Source organism: Bradyrhizobium sp. CCBAU 65884 (assembly GCF_028128835.1).
GTDB classification, from domain to species: domain Bacteria; phylum Pseudomonadota; class Alphaproteobacteria; order Rhizobiales; family Xanthobacteraceae; genus Bradyrhizobium; species Bradyrhizobium ottawaense.
On record NZ_LBJU01000127.1, the window covers coordinates 1 to 15,808 of the forward strand.

General features: G+C 65.3%; 10 protein-coding genes. 6 read left to right on the plus strand and 4 right to left on the minus strand.

What is annotated here, in order from left to right; all coding sequences use genetic code 11:
- Positions 1-246: 246 nt before the first annotated feature.
- The gene (locus XI03_RS28215; protein ID WP_271593961.1) at positions 247-1,581 is read right to left on the minus strand and encodes an MFS transporter; all 1,335 of its coding nucleotides are present in this window, start codon (positions 1,579-1,581) and stop codon (positions 247-249) included.
- Positions 1,582-1,727: 146 nt separating this feature from the next.
- Here XI03_RS28215 and XI03_RS28220 point away from each other — a divergent pair, with 146 nt between their 5' ends.
- The 4 genes from XI03_RS28220 to XI03_RS28235 are packed head-to-tail and all read left to right on the plus strand — an operon-like array spanning position 1,728 to position 6,326.
- Complete coding sequence (locus tag XI03_RS28220; protein WP_028139698.1) at positions 1,728-2,381, plus strand: ABC transporter ATP-binding protein; 654 nt, start codon at positions 1,728-1,730, stop codon at positions 2,379-2,381.
- Entirely contained in the window at positions 2,378-4,840 is a 2,463-nt protein-coding gene (locus tag XI03_RS28225; protein ID WP_271593962.1) for an FtsX-like permease family protein, read from the plus strand. Before XI03_RS28220 ends, XI03_RS28225 begins: the two co-directional genes overlap by 4 nt.
- Complete coding sequence (locus XI03_RS28230; RefSeq protein WP_271593963.1) at positions 4,830-5,912, plus strand: lipocalin-like domain-containing protein; 1,083 nt, start codon at positions 4,830-4,832, stop codon at positions 5,910-5,912. The genes XI03_RS28225 and XI03_RS28230 overlap by 11 nt, the downstream gene beginning before the upstream one ends.
- A gap of 27 nt (positions 5,913-5,939) precedes the next feature.
- Complete coding sequence (locus XI03_RS28235; protein ID WP_038946835.1) at positions 5,940-6,326, plus strand: MAPEG family protein; 387 nt, start codon at positions 5,940-5,942, stop codon at positions 6,324-6,326.
- Between the two features lie 229 nt (positions 6,327-6,555).
- On the opposite strand, the gene XI03_RS28240 is transcribed toward XI03_RS28235, so the two are convergent.
- The 3 genes from XI03_RS28240 to XI03_RS28250 all read right to left on the minus strand — a co-directional run bounded on the left by XI03_RS28240 (position 6,556) and on the right by XI03_RS28250 (position 12,418).
- Complete coding sequence (locus tag XI03_RS28240; RefSeq protein ID WP_028139694.1) at positions 6,556-7,749, minus strand: ABC transporter substrate-binding protein; 1,194 nt, start codon at positions 7,747-7,749, stop codon at positions 6,556-6,558.
- A gap of 296 nt (positions 7,750-8,045) precedes the next feature.
- Positions 8,046-11,216 (minus strand): efflux RND transporter permease subunit, encoded by a 3,171-nt coding sequence (locus XI03_RS28245; protein WP_028139693.1) that lies wholly within the window; start codon positions 11,214-11,216, stop codon positions 8,046-8,048.
- On the minus strand, positions 11,213-12,418 hold the full coding sequence (locus tag XI03_RS28250; protein WP_271593964.1) for an efflux RND transporter periplasmic adaptor subunit: 1,206 nt from the start codon (positions 12,416-12,418) through the stop codon (positions 11,213-11,215). The genes XI03_RS28245 and XI03_RS28250 overlap by 4 nt, the downstream gene beginning before the upstream one ends.
- 362 nt (positions 12,419-12,780) lie before the next feature.
- On the opposite strand from XI03_RS28250, the gene XI03_RS28255 reads away from it, so the two are divergent.
- A complete protein-coding gene (locus XI03_RS28255; RefSeq protein ID WP_038970725.1) occupies positions 12,781-13,935 on the plus strand; it encodes an iron-containing alcohol dehydrogenase in 1,155 nt (384 codons plus the stop codon).
- A gap of 18 nt (positions 13,936-13,953) precedes the next feature.
- The gene (locus XI03_RS28260; RefSeq protein ID WP_271593965.1) at positions 13,954-15,504 is read left to right on the plus strand and encodes an AMP-binding protein; all 1,551 of its coding nucleotides are present in this window, start codon (positions 13,954-13,956) and stop codon (positions 15,502-15,504) included.
- The last annotated feature ends 304 nt before the right edge of the window (positions 15,505-15,808 follow it).

Below are 15,808 nucleotides of genomic sequence, written 5' to 3' on the forward strand. Positions count from 1 at the left end.
CTTCAAAAACGGCCTCGAATACTTCAACGCCGTCGCAGCAGGATGGAGCCTCAGAGATATGTGCATGCCCTAGTGCGAACGCAGGGACCCATAACCACAGGGAGCGGTTATGGGGCTAAACTGATAACTCCGAGTCGTCGCCAAACCCCTCCCTGTGGTTATGGATCCCGGATCTGCGCTTCGCTTGTCCGGGACGACAGTTGGGGTTGTGGCCGGCGGCCTCTATCTAACCCTCGCCCGCCCCCCTTACGTCGGCGAGACCGCACCCTTCAACGATGCTGCCTGCGGCGCCGCACCGCGCGTCAGCCTGGCCTTTTCCGAGTTCGGCCACAGCAGCAGCAGGCCGAGCAGGCCGGAGCCGACCATGATCACGGCGTTGATGGTGAAGCCGGCCATGTAGCCATCGACCGTGCTGCCGGCGCGCTGGATCATCGCCCCCATCACGGCCGGCGCGATGATGCCGGCCAGCGTGTAGAGCGCACCATAGATCGCGAGGATCGCGCCGCGCTGCGACGTCGGCGTGAACTCGCCGAGCATCGGCGGGCAGACCACATAGATCGCCCCGCACAGGCCAGAGCCGACCACGAGCAGCGCGATCTGCAAGCCCGCGCCCTGAACATGCGGCATCATCGCCAGAATCAGCCCGCCGATGACCAGCGGCACCGAGCCGAGCACGCCGCGAGCCACGCGGGTGTTGTAGCCGCGCGCCATCATCACCTGCGAGATCCACCCGGTGAGAATGACGATGGTGGCACCGAACACCCAGGGCAGGATCGAGATGAAGCCGGCCTGGCTCTGCGAGAAGCCGAGCCCCTTGACGATGAACGGCGTGAACCAGGTCAGGCCGAGCGAGAGTGCCCAATAAGCACCGAAGGTCGCCGCGACGCAGCCGATGAAGGTGCGAGAGGTGAGAAGCTGCAAGTAAGGGATCTTCTGCTCGGTCGCGGCCAGGACCTGCGTGTCCTCCAGCGGGCCTTCCTTGCCGAGCGCGAGCCAGGCACAAACCCAGATCAGGCCGACGATTCCGAGCGCGCCGAAGGCATAGTGCCAGGAATGATTGACGATGACCCAGTTCAGCGCCGGCACCGCCAGGATCACGCCGAAGGCCGAGCCCTGCGACAGGATCGCGGTCGGCAGCGTGCGCTTCTCGTCGGGGAACCATTTGTAGATCGCGTGCGCGGCGACGGAGAAGGCCGGGCCCTCGCCGGCACCCAGCACGATGCGGCAGATCAGCAGCGTAGTGAAGGAGACGGTGCCGACCATCGGAAACTGCGCCAGCGCCCAGATCACTGCGAGCACGAGCAGCACCCAGCGTGTCGGCACCTTGTTGACGATGAAGCCGACCACAATGGCGGCGATCGAGAACAGGAAGAAGAACGAGGAGCCGAGCAGGCCGAACTGCTCCGGGGTGAGCTTCAGATCGGTCATGATCGGCACGCCGGCGAGACCGACGACGATCTTGTCGGCGAAGTTCACGACCATGAAGAGGAAGAGGAGAAACGTCACGGTCCAGGCGCCCTTCGGCGTTCCCTTGGTCCCGATCGTCTTGCCGGCTACCTCCGTCGTTCCCTCAACGCTCATGATTCTCCCCCGTCGATGTCTTTTGGCACTTTTTTGATTTGGCTATCTTGGGAGCTAACAACGGCTTCGAGACCAACGCAACCCGGCATTTCCGCAGCAAGTGTGCTACGCAGCAATTCCGCTAATTCCGCCCGGCGCCATTCATCGTGTTGAGCATCCGAAATCTCTCCAAGACTTTCTCCTCGGCCGGCGAACCGGTCCATGTGCTGCGTGGCGTCGATCTCGACCTTAAGGAGGGTGAACGCGTCGCGCTGACCGGCGAGTCCGGCAGCGGCAAGAGCACATTGTTGCACCTGATCGCAGGGCTCGATGCCGCCGATGGCGGCACGATCCGGCTGCAAGGCACCGAAGTCACCGCGCTGTCCGATGCAGGGCGCGCCAGCTTGCGGCGCGACCGGATCGGCCTGGTTTTTCAGCAATTCAACCTGATCCCGAGCCTGTCGGTCGCGGACAATCTGGTTTTCCAGGCGCGGATCGCCGACCGTCACGATGCAGCCTGGACCAAGGAGCTGGTCGAACGGCTCGGCCTCGGCCCTCTCCTGAAGCGCTATCCCGAGCAATTGTCCGGCGGCCAGCAGCAACGGGTCGCGATCGGCCGGGCACTGGCGACAAAGCCGTCGCTGCTGCTGGCGGACGAGCCGACCGGCAATCTCGACGAGGCCACGGCCGAAAACGTGCTGGCGCTGACGCGCGACCTCGTCGCGCGCACCGGCTGCGGCTTCCTGATGGTGACCCATAGCCTGCATCTGGCCGGCACGCTCGACCGCCACCTCACCCTGCATGCGGGGCGGATCGCATGAGACGCGCGCTCTGGGTGCTCGCAGTGCTGCTCAGCCATTGGCGGCGTCACAAGATGCAGTTCGCGACGCTGCTGGTCGGGTTGATCGCGGCGACCGCGCTGTGGAGCGGCGTGCAGGCCATCAACCAGCAGGCCCGCAATGCCTATGACCGCGCCGCGGCGACGTTCGGCGGCGCCCGCACCGCCATGCTGATCGCGCCTGCTGGCGCGACATTTCCCCAGGAGCTGTTCATCAAACTCCGCCGTGCCGGCTGGCCGGTGTCGCCGGCGCTGGAGGGGCGGGTCCAGATCAACGGACGCTCGGTGCGGCTGCTCGGGATCGAGCCGGTCACCCTGCCGGTCGAAATCGGCAACGCACCGCGTCTCGGTGCTGCGGATCTAGGCAGTTTTGTTGCACCGCCGGGCCAGACATTGGTGGCGCGGGAGACGCTGAGCGACTTGCAGGAAACGGAAGGCGCGGCGCCGCCGATCAGCAACGGCGCGACATTGCCGCCGCTGCGCGTGTTGCCGCAGCTCGCGCCCGGCGTGCTGGTGGTCGATATCGGCGTGGCGCAGCGTCTGCTGAACAAGCCGGATCAGGTCTCGCGGCTTCTGATCGGCAAGCCCAGGAGCAAGCCTGCGCCGCTGGCAAGCGTGGTCGGCGACCGGCTGCAGCTGGTTGAGCCGAACGCGGAGACCGAGCTGGAGCGCCTCACCGACAGCTTTCATCTCAACCTCACGGCGTTCGGCCTGTTATCGTTCTTCGTCGGCCTGTTCATCGTCAACTCGGCCGTCGGCCTCGCCTTCGAGCAGCGGCTGCCGATGTTGCGGACCTTGCGCGCCTGCGGCGCCTCGGCGCGGCTGGTCAACACCGTGCTGGTGATCGAGCTCGTGGCGCTGGCGCTGATCGCCGGCCTGATCGGGCTCGTCTGCGGCTATTTCATCGCGGCAGTGCTGCTGCCCGACGTCGCGGCGTCGCTGCGCGGGCTCTATGGCGCACAGATCCCGGGGCAGCTGACCTTACAGCCTGAATGGTGGCTCGCCGGCATCGGCATCAGCATTGCGGGCGCGCTGGTTGCGGCGGCGACCAGCCTGATCAAGGCGATCAGGATGCCGGTGCTGGCGACGGCGCAGCCGCGCGCCTGGCAGCAGAGGCAGCGCCGCTGGCTGATCCTGCAAAGTCTGGCCGCCTGCGCCGTGTTCGCGGTCGCGCTGCTGCTGCTCCAGTACGGGCAATCGCTGATCGCAGGCTTTGGCGTGCTGGCGGCGTTGATGTTCGGTGCGGCCCTGATCCTGCCGGCGCTGCTCGAGATCATCCTGCTCGCGGGCCAGCGCGCCGCGAGGAAGCCGCTTGCGCTGTGGTTCTGGGCGGACAGCCGGCAGCAGCTTTCCGGATTGTCGCTGGCGCTGATGGCGCTGCTGCTCGCGCTCGCCGTCAATGTCGGCGTGTCCACCATGGTGGAAACCTTCAGCCGCACCTTCCTCGGCTGGCTCAACGGTCGGCTCGCCGCCGACGTCTACATCAGCGCCTCGGACAATGCGCAAGGCGTTGCCATCCGCAACTGGCTGCGCGAGCGCAGCGACGTGCAGGCGATCCTATCGGGCGGCCGCGCCGAGGCGCAGGTTCAGGGCCAGCCGGTGGAGCTGCTCGGCCTGCCCGATCACGCGCTCTATCGCGAGCGCTGGCCGCTGCTGGAAACCGCGCCGCGCGGCTGGAGCCGGCTCGTGCCGGGCAATGCCGCCTTCATCAGCGAGCAGCTCAGCCGCCGCCTCAACGTCCGCATCGGCGACGTCGTCGAGGTGCCGGCGCCAGGCGGGACCTGGGAGCTCGACATCGTCGGCATCTATGCCGATTACGGCAACCCTAAGGGGCAGCTGACCGTCAACGTCGCGGCGCTGATCCGGCAGTTTCCGCAGACGCCGCAGACGCGGATCGGCCTGATCGTCGCGAAGGAGAATATCCCCGGCCTGATCGCGGCGTTGCAGAAACAGTTTGCGCTCGACGACCGCAGTGTCGCCGACCAGGCGACGGTGAAGGCCGAATCGATCCGCATCTTCAACCGCACCTTCGCAGTGACCTCGGCGCTGAACGCCTTCACGCTCGGTGTCGCCGGGATCGCGCTGTTCACGAGCCTGCTGACGCTGGCGAACTCCCGTCTGCCGCACCTCGCGCCACTGTGGGCGATCGGCATCACGCGGCCGCGCCTTGCCGCGATCGAATTGACCAAGACGCTGTCGGTGGCGCTGTTCACGGCGCTACTCGCCGTTCCGCTCGGGCTCCTGGTGGCGTGGTGCCTGATCGCGATCGTGAACGTGAAGGCGTTCGGCTGGCGGCTGCCGTTCCACGTGTTTCCGCTGCAACTGGTCGAGCTGATCGCGGTCGCGCTGTTGGCGTCGCTGCTGGCGGCGCTGTTGCCGGTAGCACGGCTGGCGCGGATGCAGCCGGCAAGTCTCGTCAAGGTGTTTGCCAATGAGCGCTGATCGCATGTCGCGCCGCGCCTTCGCCGGCGGCATCGCTGCGCTGGCCCTCGCACGCCGCGCCGGCGCGCAAGGCTATGCGGGGCTCGGTGAAAAAGCGGATGGCTTTGGGAAGGTGACGCCGGGAAAGCTGTTTGCCTTTCCTGGCGATCACGGGCCGCATCCGGAGTTTCGCATCGAATGGTGGTATCTGACGGCAAACCTCATCGACGGCAGCGGCGCGGCTTGCGGCCTGCAATGGACGCTGTTCCGTCAGGCGGCGCAGCCAGGCCCTCAAGGCGAAGGCTGGGCCAATCAGCAGGTCTGGATGGCGCATGCCGCAGTGACGCGCGCCGACACCCACCGCTTCAACGAAGTCTTTTCACGCGGCGGCGTCGGCCAGGCCGGCGTCACGGCCAAGCCGTTCGATGCCTGGATCGACGATTGGGAGATGAAGGCTCTCGAGCGAACCGATGACCGCACTTTGGCGCCGCTGGCGCTGAGGGCGTCCAGCACAGATTTCAGCTACGCACTGACGCTGGAGGCCGATCGCGCTGTGGTGCTGCAAGGCGATCGCGGCTACAGCCGCAAATCGGAGCGTGGCCAGGCGTCCTATTATTACAGCCAGCCGTTCTACCGCGCCCGCGGCACGCTCACCATCGACGACAAGCCGGTCGATGTCTCGGGCCAGGCCTGGATGGACCGCGAATGGAGCAGCCAGCCGCTCGACGCCGACCAGACCGGCTGGGACTGGCTGTCGCTGCATCTGTCGTCAGGCGACAAGCTGATGCTGTACCGGCTGCGGCAGAAGGACGGCAAAGACTATCCCTTCGGCAACTGGATCAGCGCCGCCGGCGAAACGCAGATGATCGCCGGCGGCGACATCCGGATGATGCCGAAAGCGACGGCGGAGGTTGCGGGACGCAAGCTGCCGGTGGAATGGCAGATCGCGATCCCGTCGCGATCGTTCTCGATCCACTGCAAGCCGCTCAATCCCGGGGCCTGGATGGGGACCGGCTTCTCCTATTGGGAGGGGCCGATCAGCTTTGCCGGGACGCATGACGGCGTTGGCTATCTCGAGCTGACCGGGTATTGAAGCGCGGTCTGTTTGAAGGAACCAGCGATGTATCATTTCACCGCTCTCGTCACGCTGCTGGCGATCGCATTTTATTTCTTCACCGCCATCAACGTCTCGAGCGCGCGCACCAAGACCGGCGTCAAGGTGCCGGCGATGTCGGGCCATCCGGATTTCGAACGCGCCTTCCGCATCCAGGCGAACACGCTGGAATGGATGCCGATTGTCCTGCCGGCGCTCTGGCTGTTCGCGGTCTATATCGGCGACGGCATCGCGGCGGGGATCGGCGCCGTCTGGATCATCGGCCGCATCGTCTATTTCATCGGTTATTCGAAAGCGGCAGCCAAGCGCGGCCCGGGCTTCATGATCCAGGGCATCGCCGCCATCGCACTGTGGGCCGGCGCGCTGGGTGCGGTGGTGTTGCGGCTGGTGTGAGGATGAACTGCGGCCCCACGTTTCGCTGTCGTCCCGGGGCGCGAAGCGAGCCCGGGACCCATAACCACAGGACGAAGTTGTAGCGCGAGCCGATCACTCCGAGTCCCCGTAACCACACAGTCCTGTGGTTATGGGTCCCGGATCTGCGCTTCGCCCTCGACAACGCTACGCGTTGCCAAGGGCTGCGCTTGTCCGGGACGACACTGAGTTATTGGCGCGATCCTCGCCCCTACTTCGTCAGCGGGCAGCCGCTGTCCTTGGCGGTGAAGAAGGCCTTGTCGCCGGGGACGGTGGCGAGCAGCTTGTAATAGTCCCAGGGCTTCTTCGATTCCGACGGCTTCTTGACCTCGAACAGATACATGTCGTGGATCATGCGGCCGTTCTCGAGCACCTTGCCGCCTTGCGCGAAATCGTCGTCGACCGGCAGCTCCTTCAGCTTCCTGGCAACCGCATCCGGATCCTTGGTGCCTGCCGCCTTGACCGCCTTCAGGTAGCTCAGCGTCGCCGAATAGGTGCCGGCCTGGATCATGTTCGGCATCCGGCCGGTGCGCTTGAGGAAGCGTTCGCCGAGATTGCGGGACTTGTCGTTGACGTCCCAGTAATAGCCTTCGGTCAGCACCAGGCCCTGTGCAGCCTGGAGGCCGAGGCCATTTACTTCGGCGAGCGTCATCAGCAGGCCGGCGAGCTTCTGGCCGCTGGCGACGATGCCGAACTCGGACGCCTGCTTGATCGAATTGGTGGTGTCGAGGCCGGCATTGGCAAGGCCGACGATCTTCGCCTTCGAGCTCTGCGCCTGCAGCAGGAACGAGGAGAAGTCCGAGGAGTTGAGCGGCACGCGCACCGAGCCGACCACCTTGCCGCCATTGGCGGTGACGATCTCGCTGGTATCCTTCTCCAGCGCGTAGCCGAAGGCGTAGTCCGCGGTGAGGAAGAACCAGGTGTCGCCGCCGGCCTTGGTCAGCGCACCACCGGTGCCGACGCCGAGCGCGCGGGTGTCGTAGGCCCAGTGGAAGCCGTAGGGCTGGCAGGCATCGCCTGTCAGCCGCGAGGTGGCGGCGCCGACGACGATGTCGATCTTCTTCTTTTCCTTGGACAGCTCGTGGATCGCGAGCGCGACCGAGGAGGTCGTCAGCTCCGTGATCATGTCGACGTTCTCGACGTCGTACCAGCGCCGCGCGATCGAGGTCGCGAGGTCGGCCTTGTTCTGGTGGTCGGCGGTGACGAGCTCGACCTTCTGACCCAGCACCTCGCCGCCAAAATCCTCGATCGCCATCCTGGCCGCCTCGACCGACCATTTGCCGCCGTAATCGGCATAGACGCCGGACTGGTCGTTGAGGATGCCGATCTTGACGCCTTGCGCGGAGGCCGGCGCCGCCAGCACCAGAGCAGAGGTTGCGACGGCGGCCAAAAGTGCTGATTTCATCTGTTATCTCCCAGCAGTTTTCTGTTTTGAAATCGCGCGGATACTAGGGAAGAACCCCGCGCCTGCCCATCCATTTCAAGTTGGTCGTTAGTATGGGCGTGTGCCAATTGGCATCGAGGGTGGCGCGACAAAATGAGCTGTCATCCCGGACGAGCGAAGCGAAGATCCGGGATCCATAGCCACAGGAAGGAGTTTTGCGAAGAGCTTCGCGCCAAACTCCTCCCTGGGGTTATGGATCCCCGCATTCGCGGGGATGACGGCGAGGATGTGGACACACCGGTGGCCATCACGTGCGCTTAAGAAGCCACCACCTCCGGCTTCTTCCCCTCATTCCGCCCTTCCGCCAGGTTCCGCACCACCACGTAGAAGATCGGCGTGAACAACAGGCCGAACAGGGTGACGCCGATCATGCCGAAGAAGACGGCGACGCCGACAGCCTGCCGCATCTCCGAGCCGGAGCCGCTCGATATCACCAATGGCAAGACGCCGAGGATGAAGGCGAAGGAGGTCATCAGGATCGGCCGCAGGCGCAAGCGACAGGCGTCGATCACCGCCTCCAGCCGCGGCTTGCCCTCGTTCTCGATGTCGCGCGCGAACTCGACGATCAGGATCGCGTTCTTGGCCGCCAGCCCCACCAGCACGACGAAGCCGATCTGGGTGAGGATGTTGACGTCCTGGCCCATGATGCGCACGCCGATGGTGGCGGCGAGCAGGCACATCGGCACGATCAGGATCACCGCGAACGGCAAGGTCCAGCTGCCATATTGCGCAGCGAGCACGAGGTAGACGAACAGCACGCAGATCGGGAACACGTAGAGGCCGGCATTGCCGCCGGTGATCTGCTGATAGGACAGATCGGTCCATTCGAAGGTGAAGCCGCTCGGCAAGGTGTCGTCCGCCAGCTTCTTGATGGTGTTGAGCGCGGTGGTCGAGCTGGTGCCCGGCGCCGGCTCGCCCTGGAGCTCGGACGCGGCATAGAGATTGTAGCGCGCGACGCGGTCGGGACCCGAGACATCCCTGAACTCGACCACGCTGCCGAGCATCACCATGTCGCCGGAGGCGTTGCGTGTGCGCAGGCGTGCGAGGTCGCTGGGCTCTTTCCGGAACGGGAAGTCGGCCTGCGCGGTGACGTGATAGGTGCGGCCGAACAGGTTGAAGTCGTTGACATAGGTCGATCCGAAATAGCTCTGGATCGTGTCGTTGATATTGGAGATGGGAACGCCGAGCTTCTGCGCCTTGGTGCGGTCGATGTCGACGAAGAGCTGCGGCGTGTTGGCCGAGAACGGCGAGAACACCGTGGGGCCGAGCAGCGAGGGCGATTTGCGCGCCGCGGCGACAAGCTCGTCGGTGGCCGCAGCGAGCAACTCAGGCCCGCGGCCCTGACGGTCCTGGATGCGGATGGTGAAGCCGCCGCCGGTGCCGATGCCAGGCACGGCCGGCGGCGGGATCACGATGATGAAGGCGCCCTGGATCGCGGACAGGCGCTTGCGCAGCTCGACCGTGATGGCGTTGGCCGTCAATCCTTTCTTGATCCGCGCCTCTGGTTCGTCGAACACCGGGAACAGCGCGGCGGCATTGCCCGCCTGTGTGCGGGTGGCACCGGAGAAGCCGGCAAAGGCGGCGACACGAACGATGCCCGGCGTGTCCAGCGAGATCCGCTCGATCTCGCGCACGACCTCGGTGGTGCGCGCCAGCGAAGCCGCGCCCGGCAATTGCACGGATACGATGACGTAGCCGCGATCCTGCGCCGGGATGAAGCCTTGCGGCGTGGTCGCGATCAACCAGCCGGCGCTTCCGATCAGCACGACATAGATCAGGATCATCACCACCGAGTGCCGGATCACGAAATTGGCGAGGCCGGCATAGCCGTGCGCCAGACGGTCGAACACGCGATTGAATACGCCGGTGAAGGCATTCCAGCCGCGCGCGATGACATTCCAGCTTGCCGGCGGCTGCTTCTCCTCGTGCGGCACCAGGATCTGCGAGGCCAGCGCCGGCGACAGCGTCAGCGAGCAGAAGCAGGAGATCGCGGTCGCAACCGCAATGGTGACGGCGAATTGCTGGAAGAACTGCCCGGAAATACCGCCCAGAAAGGCGGTCGGCACGAACACCGCGCAGAGCACCAGCGCGATCGAGACCAGCGCGCCGCCGACCTCCTCCATCGTCTTGAGCGCGGCATCGCGCCGGCTCATGCCATGCTCGAGATGCCGCTCGACGTTCTCGACCACCACGATGGCATCATCGACCACGATGCCGACCGCGAGGACGAGGCCGAACAGTGTGAGGTTGTTGATCGAGAAGCCCAGCGCCGCCATCACCGCGAAGGTACCGACCAGCGACACCGGGATCGCGATGATCGGAATGATCGCGGGACGCCAGCCCTGCAGGAACACCAGCACGACGATGACGACGAGCAGCATGGCCTCATAGATGGTCTTGATCAGCTCGTGGACGGACTGAGCGATGAATTCGGTCGGGTTGTAGCCGATATTGTAGTCGAGGCCTTTCGGGAAGCTCTCCTTCAGCCTCGTCATGGTGTCGGTAATGTTCTTCGCGGTAGCGAGAGCGTTCGATCCCGGCCGCTGCGTCACCAGCATGGCGACCGCGGATTTGCGCAGCAGGAAGCTGTTGGTGCTGTAGGCGAGCGCCCCGAGCTCGATGCGGGCGACGTCACGCAGCCGCACCACGCGGCCGTCCGAGCCGGCCTTGATCAGGATGTCCTCGAACTGCTTCTGGTCCTTCAGGCGGCCCGTGAAGGTGAGGTTCGGCTGGAAGGCGCGGTCGGCGATCGGCGGCTCGGCGATCTGGCCGCCGGCGATCTGCACGTTCTGCGCGCGGATCGCGGCCAGCACCTCCGCCGAGGTCAGGCCGAGATTGGCAATCCGGTCAGGATCGAGCCACAGCCGCATCGAATAGTCGCGGGCACCGAAGATCTGGATGTCGCCAACGCCGTCGAGACGCAGCAGCTGGTCGCGGACCTGGAGCAGCGCGTAATTGGAGATGTAGAGCTGGTCGAAGGTGTCGTCCGGCGACAGCATGAACACGACCATCAGGATGTCGGGCGAGTTCTTGCGGGTGGTGACGCCGTTGCGCTGGACCTCCTCGGGCAGGCGCGGCTGCGCGATCGCGACGCGGTTCTGCACCAGCACCTGGGCCTTGTCGAGATCGGTGCCCAGCTTGAAGGTGACGGTGATGGTGAGCTGGCCGTTCGAGGTTGCCTGGCTGTAGAGATACAGCATGTCCTCGACGCCGTTGATCTCCTGCTCGATCGGAGCTGCGACCGTGTCGGACACGGTCTGCGCGGAGGCGCCGGGATATTGCGTGGTGACGACGACGGTCGGCGGCACCACTTGCGGATATTCGGACACCGGCAGCGTGGTGTAGGCGAGCGCACCCACGATCAGGAGCACGATCGACAGCACCATCGCGAGGATGGGCTGGTTGATGGAGAGACGACCGAGATTCATGACTTGCCACCGGCCGGCGCTGGCGCAGTCTGCGGGGCAACCTTGGCACCGACACGGGCACGCTGGATGCCGTTGACGATGACGCGATCCTCGGCCTTCAATCCTTCGCGGATCACGCGCAGGCCGTCGTCCAGCGGCCCGAGCACCACGGGACGCGCCTCGACGGTGTCGTCGGGCTTCACCACGAACACGATCTTGCGGGACTGGTCGGTCGCAACAGCGACGTCCGGAATCAGCAGGGCCTCATAGGGCGCGCTGCCGATCATCCGGACGCGACCGAATTGGCCGGGCAGGATCGACAGATCGGTATTCTTGACCACGGCGCGGCTGCGCAGCGTGCCGGTCGAAACGTCGAGCCGGTTATCGAGGAAGTTGATGGTGCCTTCATGGGACGGCTTGGTTTCGCCGGCGAGCGTCACCTGCACCGGATTGGCCGTGTCGCGCGAGCTCGGACGCCGCCCTTCGAACCACAGCTTGCTGTATTTGATGAAGGTCGCCTCATCCATGTCGAAATAGACGTAGATCGGGTCGAGCGTGACGATGGAGGTCAGGAGGGTCGAAGAGCCATTGTCGCTGCCCTGCACGAGATTGCCGGGGCTGACGAGATGGCGGCTGACGCGGCCGGTCAACGGTGCCGTCACATGCGTGAATTCGATGTTCAGTCTGGCCGCTTTGAGCGCGCCTTCAGCCTGCACCTCCGCGGCATGCGCAGCTTGCAGGGCCTGACGGCGCTGATCGACGACCTGCTCGGAGACCGCGCTGGTCTGCACCAGGCTGAGGCCGCGGTCGAGCTCGCGCTTGGCAAGTTCCACCTTGGCCCGTGCATCCGACAGCTGCCCTTCCGCCTGCGTGGCCACCGCCTCGAACGGACGCGGGTCGATCACGTAAAGCAGATCGCCCTGATGCACGATGGCGCCGTCCTGGAATTCGACCGAGTTGACGAAGCCGCCGACGCGCGGGCGCACCTGCACCTCCTCGACCGCTTCGAAGCGGCCGGTGAACTCGTCCCAATCGGTAACGGTGCGCTTGACCGGCTGGGCGACCGTCACGGGCGCCGGCGGCGGCGCAGACGCTTGCGAGGTGGGCTGCCCGCAACCGGTGAGCGCGAACGAAGCGACGAGGAGGCCCGCGAGTGCGTAATGCCGCGGCTGGACGAATTCGTGCTTTTTGACAAGTCGCTCGCTTCCATCCGGTCCAGCCATCCCAGGTCCTCGCATCGTCCTCATGCCAAAAGCCGCGGAAAAGGCAGGGTAGGCATTTACCCGCGGGCGTCCCAAGATGGGTGGAGTTGATGAACACTTCAAGACCAAAGCGCGTGCAGGGCTCCAAGCGCGCCCTGACCGGATGGCGGGTTGACAGGGGGTGGCAACCCGCCCGGCACGCGCTGAATAGCCGGCAGGTTTGCGATTGGACTTTGTTCGCCGGGCTCATGAATGGAAACGTCCTTCCCTTTCCCGCACGCGGGGAAAGGGAAAGAGCGCCAGCGCCTTCGCACATGACGAACGCCATCCGCTCGGCTAGATTGCCCTCACAAAAACAAGACGAATTGTCCGGGAGGGCAGGCGTGCACCAGGGACGTGTCGTTTTCGGCGCGATCGAGGAGGTCGTGTTCGGCCATCCTGCAACTGAGGCCATCGTCGCGCAGATGGACCGGCTGGGAACGCGCCGCGCCTTCCTGATGGTTTCGGGCACGCTGAACCGGCAGACCGACGAAATCGAGAAGATCAAGCAGGCTTTGGGCCCCCGCTGCGCCGGCCTGTTCGATGCCATGCCGGCGCACACGCCGCGCGAGGCGGTGATCGCGGCAACCAACGCGGCGCGCGGGGCCGGCGCCGATCTGATCGTCACGGTGGGCGGCGGCTCGATCACCGACGGCGCCAAGGCGGTGCAGCTTTGCCTCGCCAACGGCATCGACGATATCGACGGCATCGAGCGGATCCGCGTGCACAAGGGCGTCGCACCGGAGATGACGGCGCCAACCGTGCGCCAGGTTAGCGTGCCCACCACGATCGCCGGCGGCGAATTCAGCGCGATCGCGGGCGTCACCGACCGAGCTGCGCATGTGAAGCAGATGCTGCGGCATCCGCTCGCCGTGCCGCGCGCGACCATCCTCGATCCCGCGATCACCGTGCACACCCCGGAATGGCTGTTCCTGTCGACCGGCATCCGCGCCATCGACCATTGCGTCGAGGCGATCTGCTCGCGCGAGACGCATCCCTATGCCGACGCGCAAGCGGTGAAGGGCCTCGCCATGCTCGCCGACGCGCTGCCGCGGGTGAAAGCCGACCCCGCCGATCTCGACGCGCGGATGGACGCGCAGATCGGCACCTGGCTGTCGATGGGCGCGCTCGCGGCCGGCGTTCCCATGGGCGCGAGCCACGGCATCGGCTACGTGCTGGGCGCGGCCTTCGACGTGCCGCACGGCTACACGTCCTGCATCATGCTGCCGGCGGTGATGCGCTGGAATGCGAGCGCCAATGCCGAGCGGCAGATGATCGTCGCGGCCGCCATGGGCTTTCCCGGCCACGACGCTGCCGACGTGCTCGATGCCTTCATCCGCTCGCTGGGCATGCCGCGCAGCCTCACCGAGGTGCAGGTGTCGCCGCAGCATTTCGACGCCATCGCCGAGCAGGCGATGCGCACCAACTGGATCCCGCGTAACCCGCGCAAGATCGAAGGCCCGGCGCAGGTGCGCGAAATCCTGCTTCTCGCCGCATAAATCAAAGCCGGAGGATAGATGTACCCAGGTCAGCATGCCCGCCTACGCCCGCTGCAGCCCGCCTTCATCATGGCGGCCACAGGCGAGGCCGTCACCTATCGCGAGCTCGATGCGCGCAGCAACCGGCTGGCCCACCTGTTCCGCAAGCACGGCTTGAAGCGGCTCGACCACTACTCGATCTTCATGGAGAACAATTCGCGCTATCTGGAGGCCTGCGGCGCCGGCGAACGCTCCGGGCTGTACTACACCTGCATCAACTCGTTCCTGACGCCGGGCGAGCTCGCCTATCTGCTGGTCAACAGCCAGTCCAAGATCCTGATCACTTCGGTGGCGAAGCTCGACATCGCCCGCGAGGCGATCAAGGCCTGCCCCGACATCAAGCTCTGCATCGTCGCCGACGGCCCCGGCGAGAGCGAGCGCATCGTCGGACTTGCGGACGTCACCGCGGATATGTCGGCAACATCGATCGCGGATGAGTGGCTCGGCACCGCCATGCTCTATTCGTCCGGCACGACGGGACGGCCGAAAGGCATTCTGCGGCCGCTGCCGGAGGAGCCGCCGAAGCATAATCTGCCGCTGTTCGATTTCCTCACCAAGCTCTGGCACTACCGCGAGGGCATGGTCTACCTCTCGCCGGCCCCGCTCTATCACTCGGCGCCGCAGGCGGCCGTGAACCTCACGATCCGCATGGGCGGCACCGTGATCATCATGGAGAGTTTCGATCCCGAGCGTTACCTCGAACTCGTCCAGCACTGGGGCATCACCCACACCCAGCTGGTGCCGACCATGTTCTCGCGCATGCTGAAGTTGCCGGCGGAGGTGCGCGGCCGCTACGACCTGTCCTCGCTGGAGATCGCGATCCACGCCGCCGCGCCCTGCCCGGCGCTGGTCAAGGACGACATCATCAAATGGTGGGGGCCGATCATTCACGAGTATTACGGCGCGACGGAGGGCCTCGGCTTTACCGCCTGCAACAGCGAGGAATGGCTTAGCCACCGCGGCACCGTCGGCAAGGTGCTGCTCGGCGATCTCCACATCCTCGACGAGAACATGCGGGAATGTCCGACCGGCACCCCCGGCCAGGTCTGGTTCAAGACCGCCTCGCCGTTCGAATATTTCAACGATCCGGAGAAGACCAGGGAGGCGCGCTCGGCCGACGGCAGCATGAGCACGGTCGGCGATGTCGGCTATGTCGATGCCGACCGATTTCTCTACCTCACCGATCGCGCCACCTTCATGATCATCTCCGGTGGCGTGAACATCTACCCGCAGGAATGCGAGAATTTGCTCATCACCCATCCGAAGGTCGCCGATGCCGCGGTGTTCGGCGTGCCCAATCCCGATCTCGGCGAAGAGGTGAAGGCGGTGGTGCAGCCGATGCCTGATGTCGTGCCGGGCGAGGCGCTCGCCGAAGAGCTGATCGCATTCTGCGCAAAATCGCTGTCGCGACAGAAGGTGCCGCGCTCGGTCGATTTCGAGAAGGAATTGCCGCGGCTGCCGACGGGGAAGTTGTACAAGCGCCTGCTGCGGGATCGGTATTGGGGAAACAAGGCGTCGAGGATCGTGTGAGGGCGTCGCTCCACTCGCGGGCGATATGCGCGAGACGCGTCCAAACAAATGGTGTCGTCCCGGGGCGACGAAGTCGCGAGCCCGGGATCCATAACCACAGGGAATAGTCGTAGGGCGAGCAGGTCACCCCGAGTCTTCGCCAAACGTCTCCCTGTGGCTATGGGTCCCGGAACTGCGCTTCGCTTGTCCGGGACGACAGTGAGTTTGTTGATTCTGCATCGCGCAACATCACCGCAGGAACCATCTCTTCGCACCTGCACTCTCACATCGTGAGCATGATAACCTGCGGCCTTCCGTCATCCGA

Bases quoted from the DNA above. Each gene is read 5' to 3' on its own strand.
- XI03_RS28250 (WP_271593964.1), bottom strand. From the start codon at position 12,418: ATGGCTGGACCGGATGGAAGCGAGCGACTTGTCAAAAAGCACGAATTC.
- XI03_RS28240 (WP_028139694.1), bottom strand. From the start codon at position 7,749: ATGAAATCAGCACTTTTGGCCGCCGTCGCAACCTCTGCTCTGGTGCTG.
- XI03_RS28260 (WP_271593965.1), top strand. From the start codon at position 13,954: ATGTACCCAGGTCAGCATGCCCGCCTACGCCCGCTGCAGCCCGCCTTC.
- XI03_RS28225 (WP_271593962.1), top strand. From the start codon at position 2,378: ATGAGACGCGCGCTCTGGGTGCTCGCAGTGCTGCTCAGCCATTGGCGG.
- XI03_RS28230 (WP_271593963.1), top strand. From the start codon at position 4,830: ATGAGCGCTGATCGCATGTCGCGCCGCGCCTTCGCCGGCGGCATCGCT.
- XI03_RS28245 (WP_028139693.1), bottom strand. From the start codon at position 11,216: ATGAATCTCGGTCGTCTCTCCATCAACCAGCCCATCCTCGCGATGGTG.
- XI03_RS28215 (WP_271593961.1), bottom strand. From the start codon at position 1,581: ATGAGCGTTGAGGGAACGACGGAGGTAGCCGGCAAGACGATCGGGACC.
- XI03_RS28235 (WP_038946835.1), top strand. From the start codon at position 5,940: ATGTATCATTTCACCGCTCTCGTCACGCTGCTGGCGATCGCATTTTAT.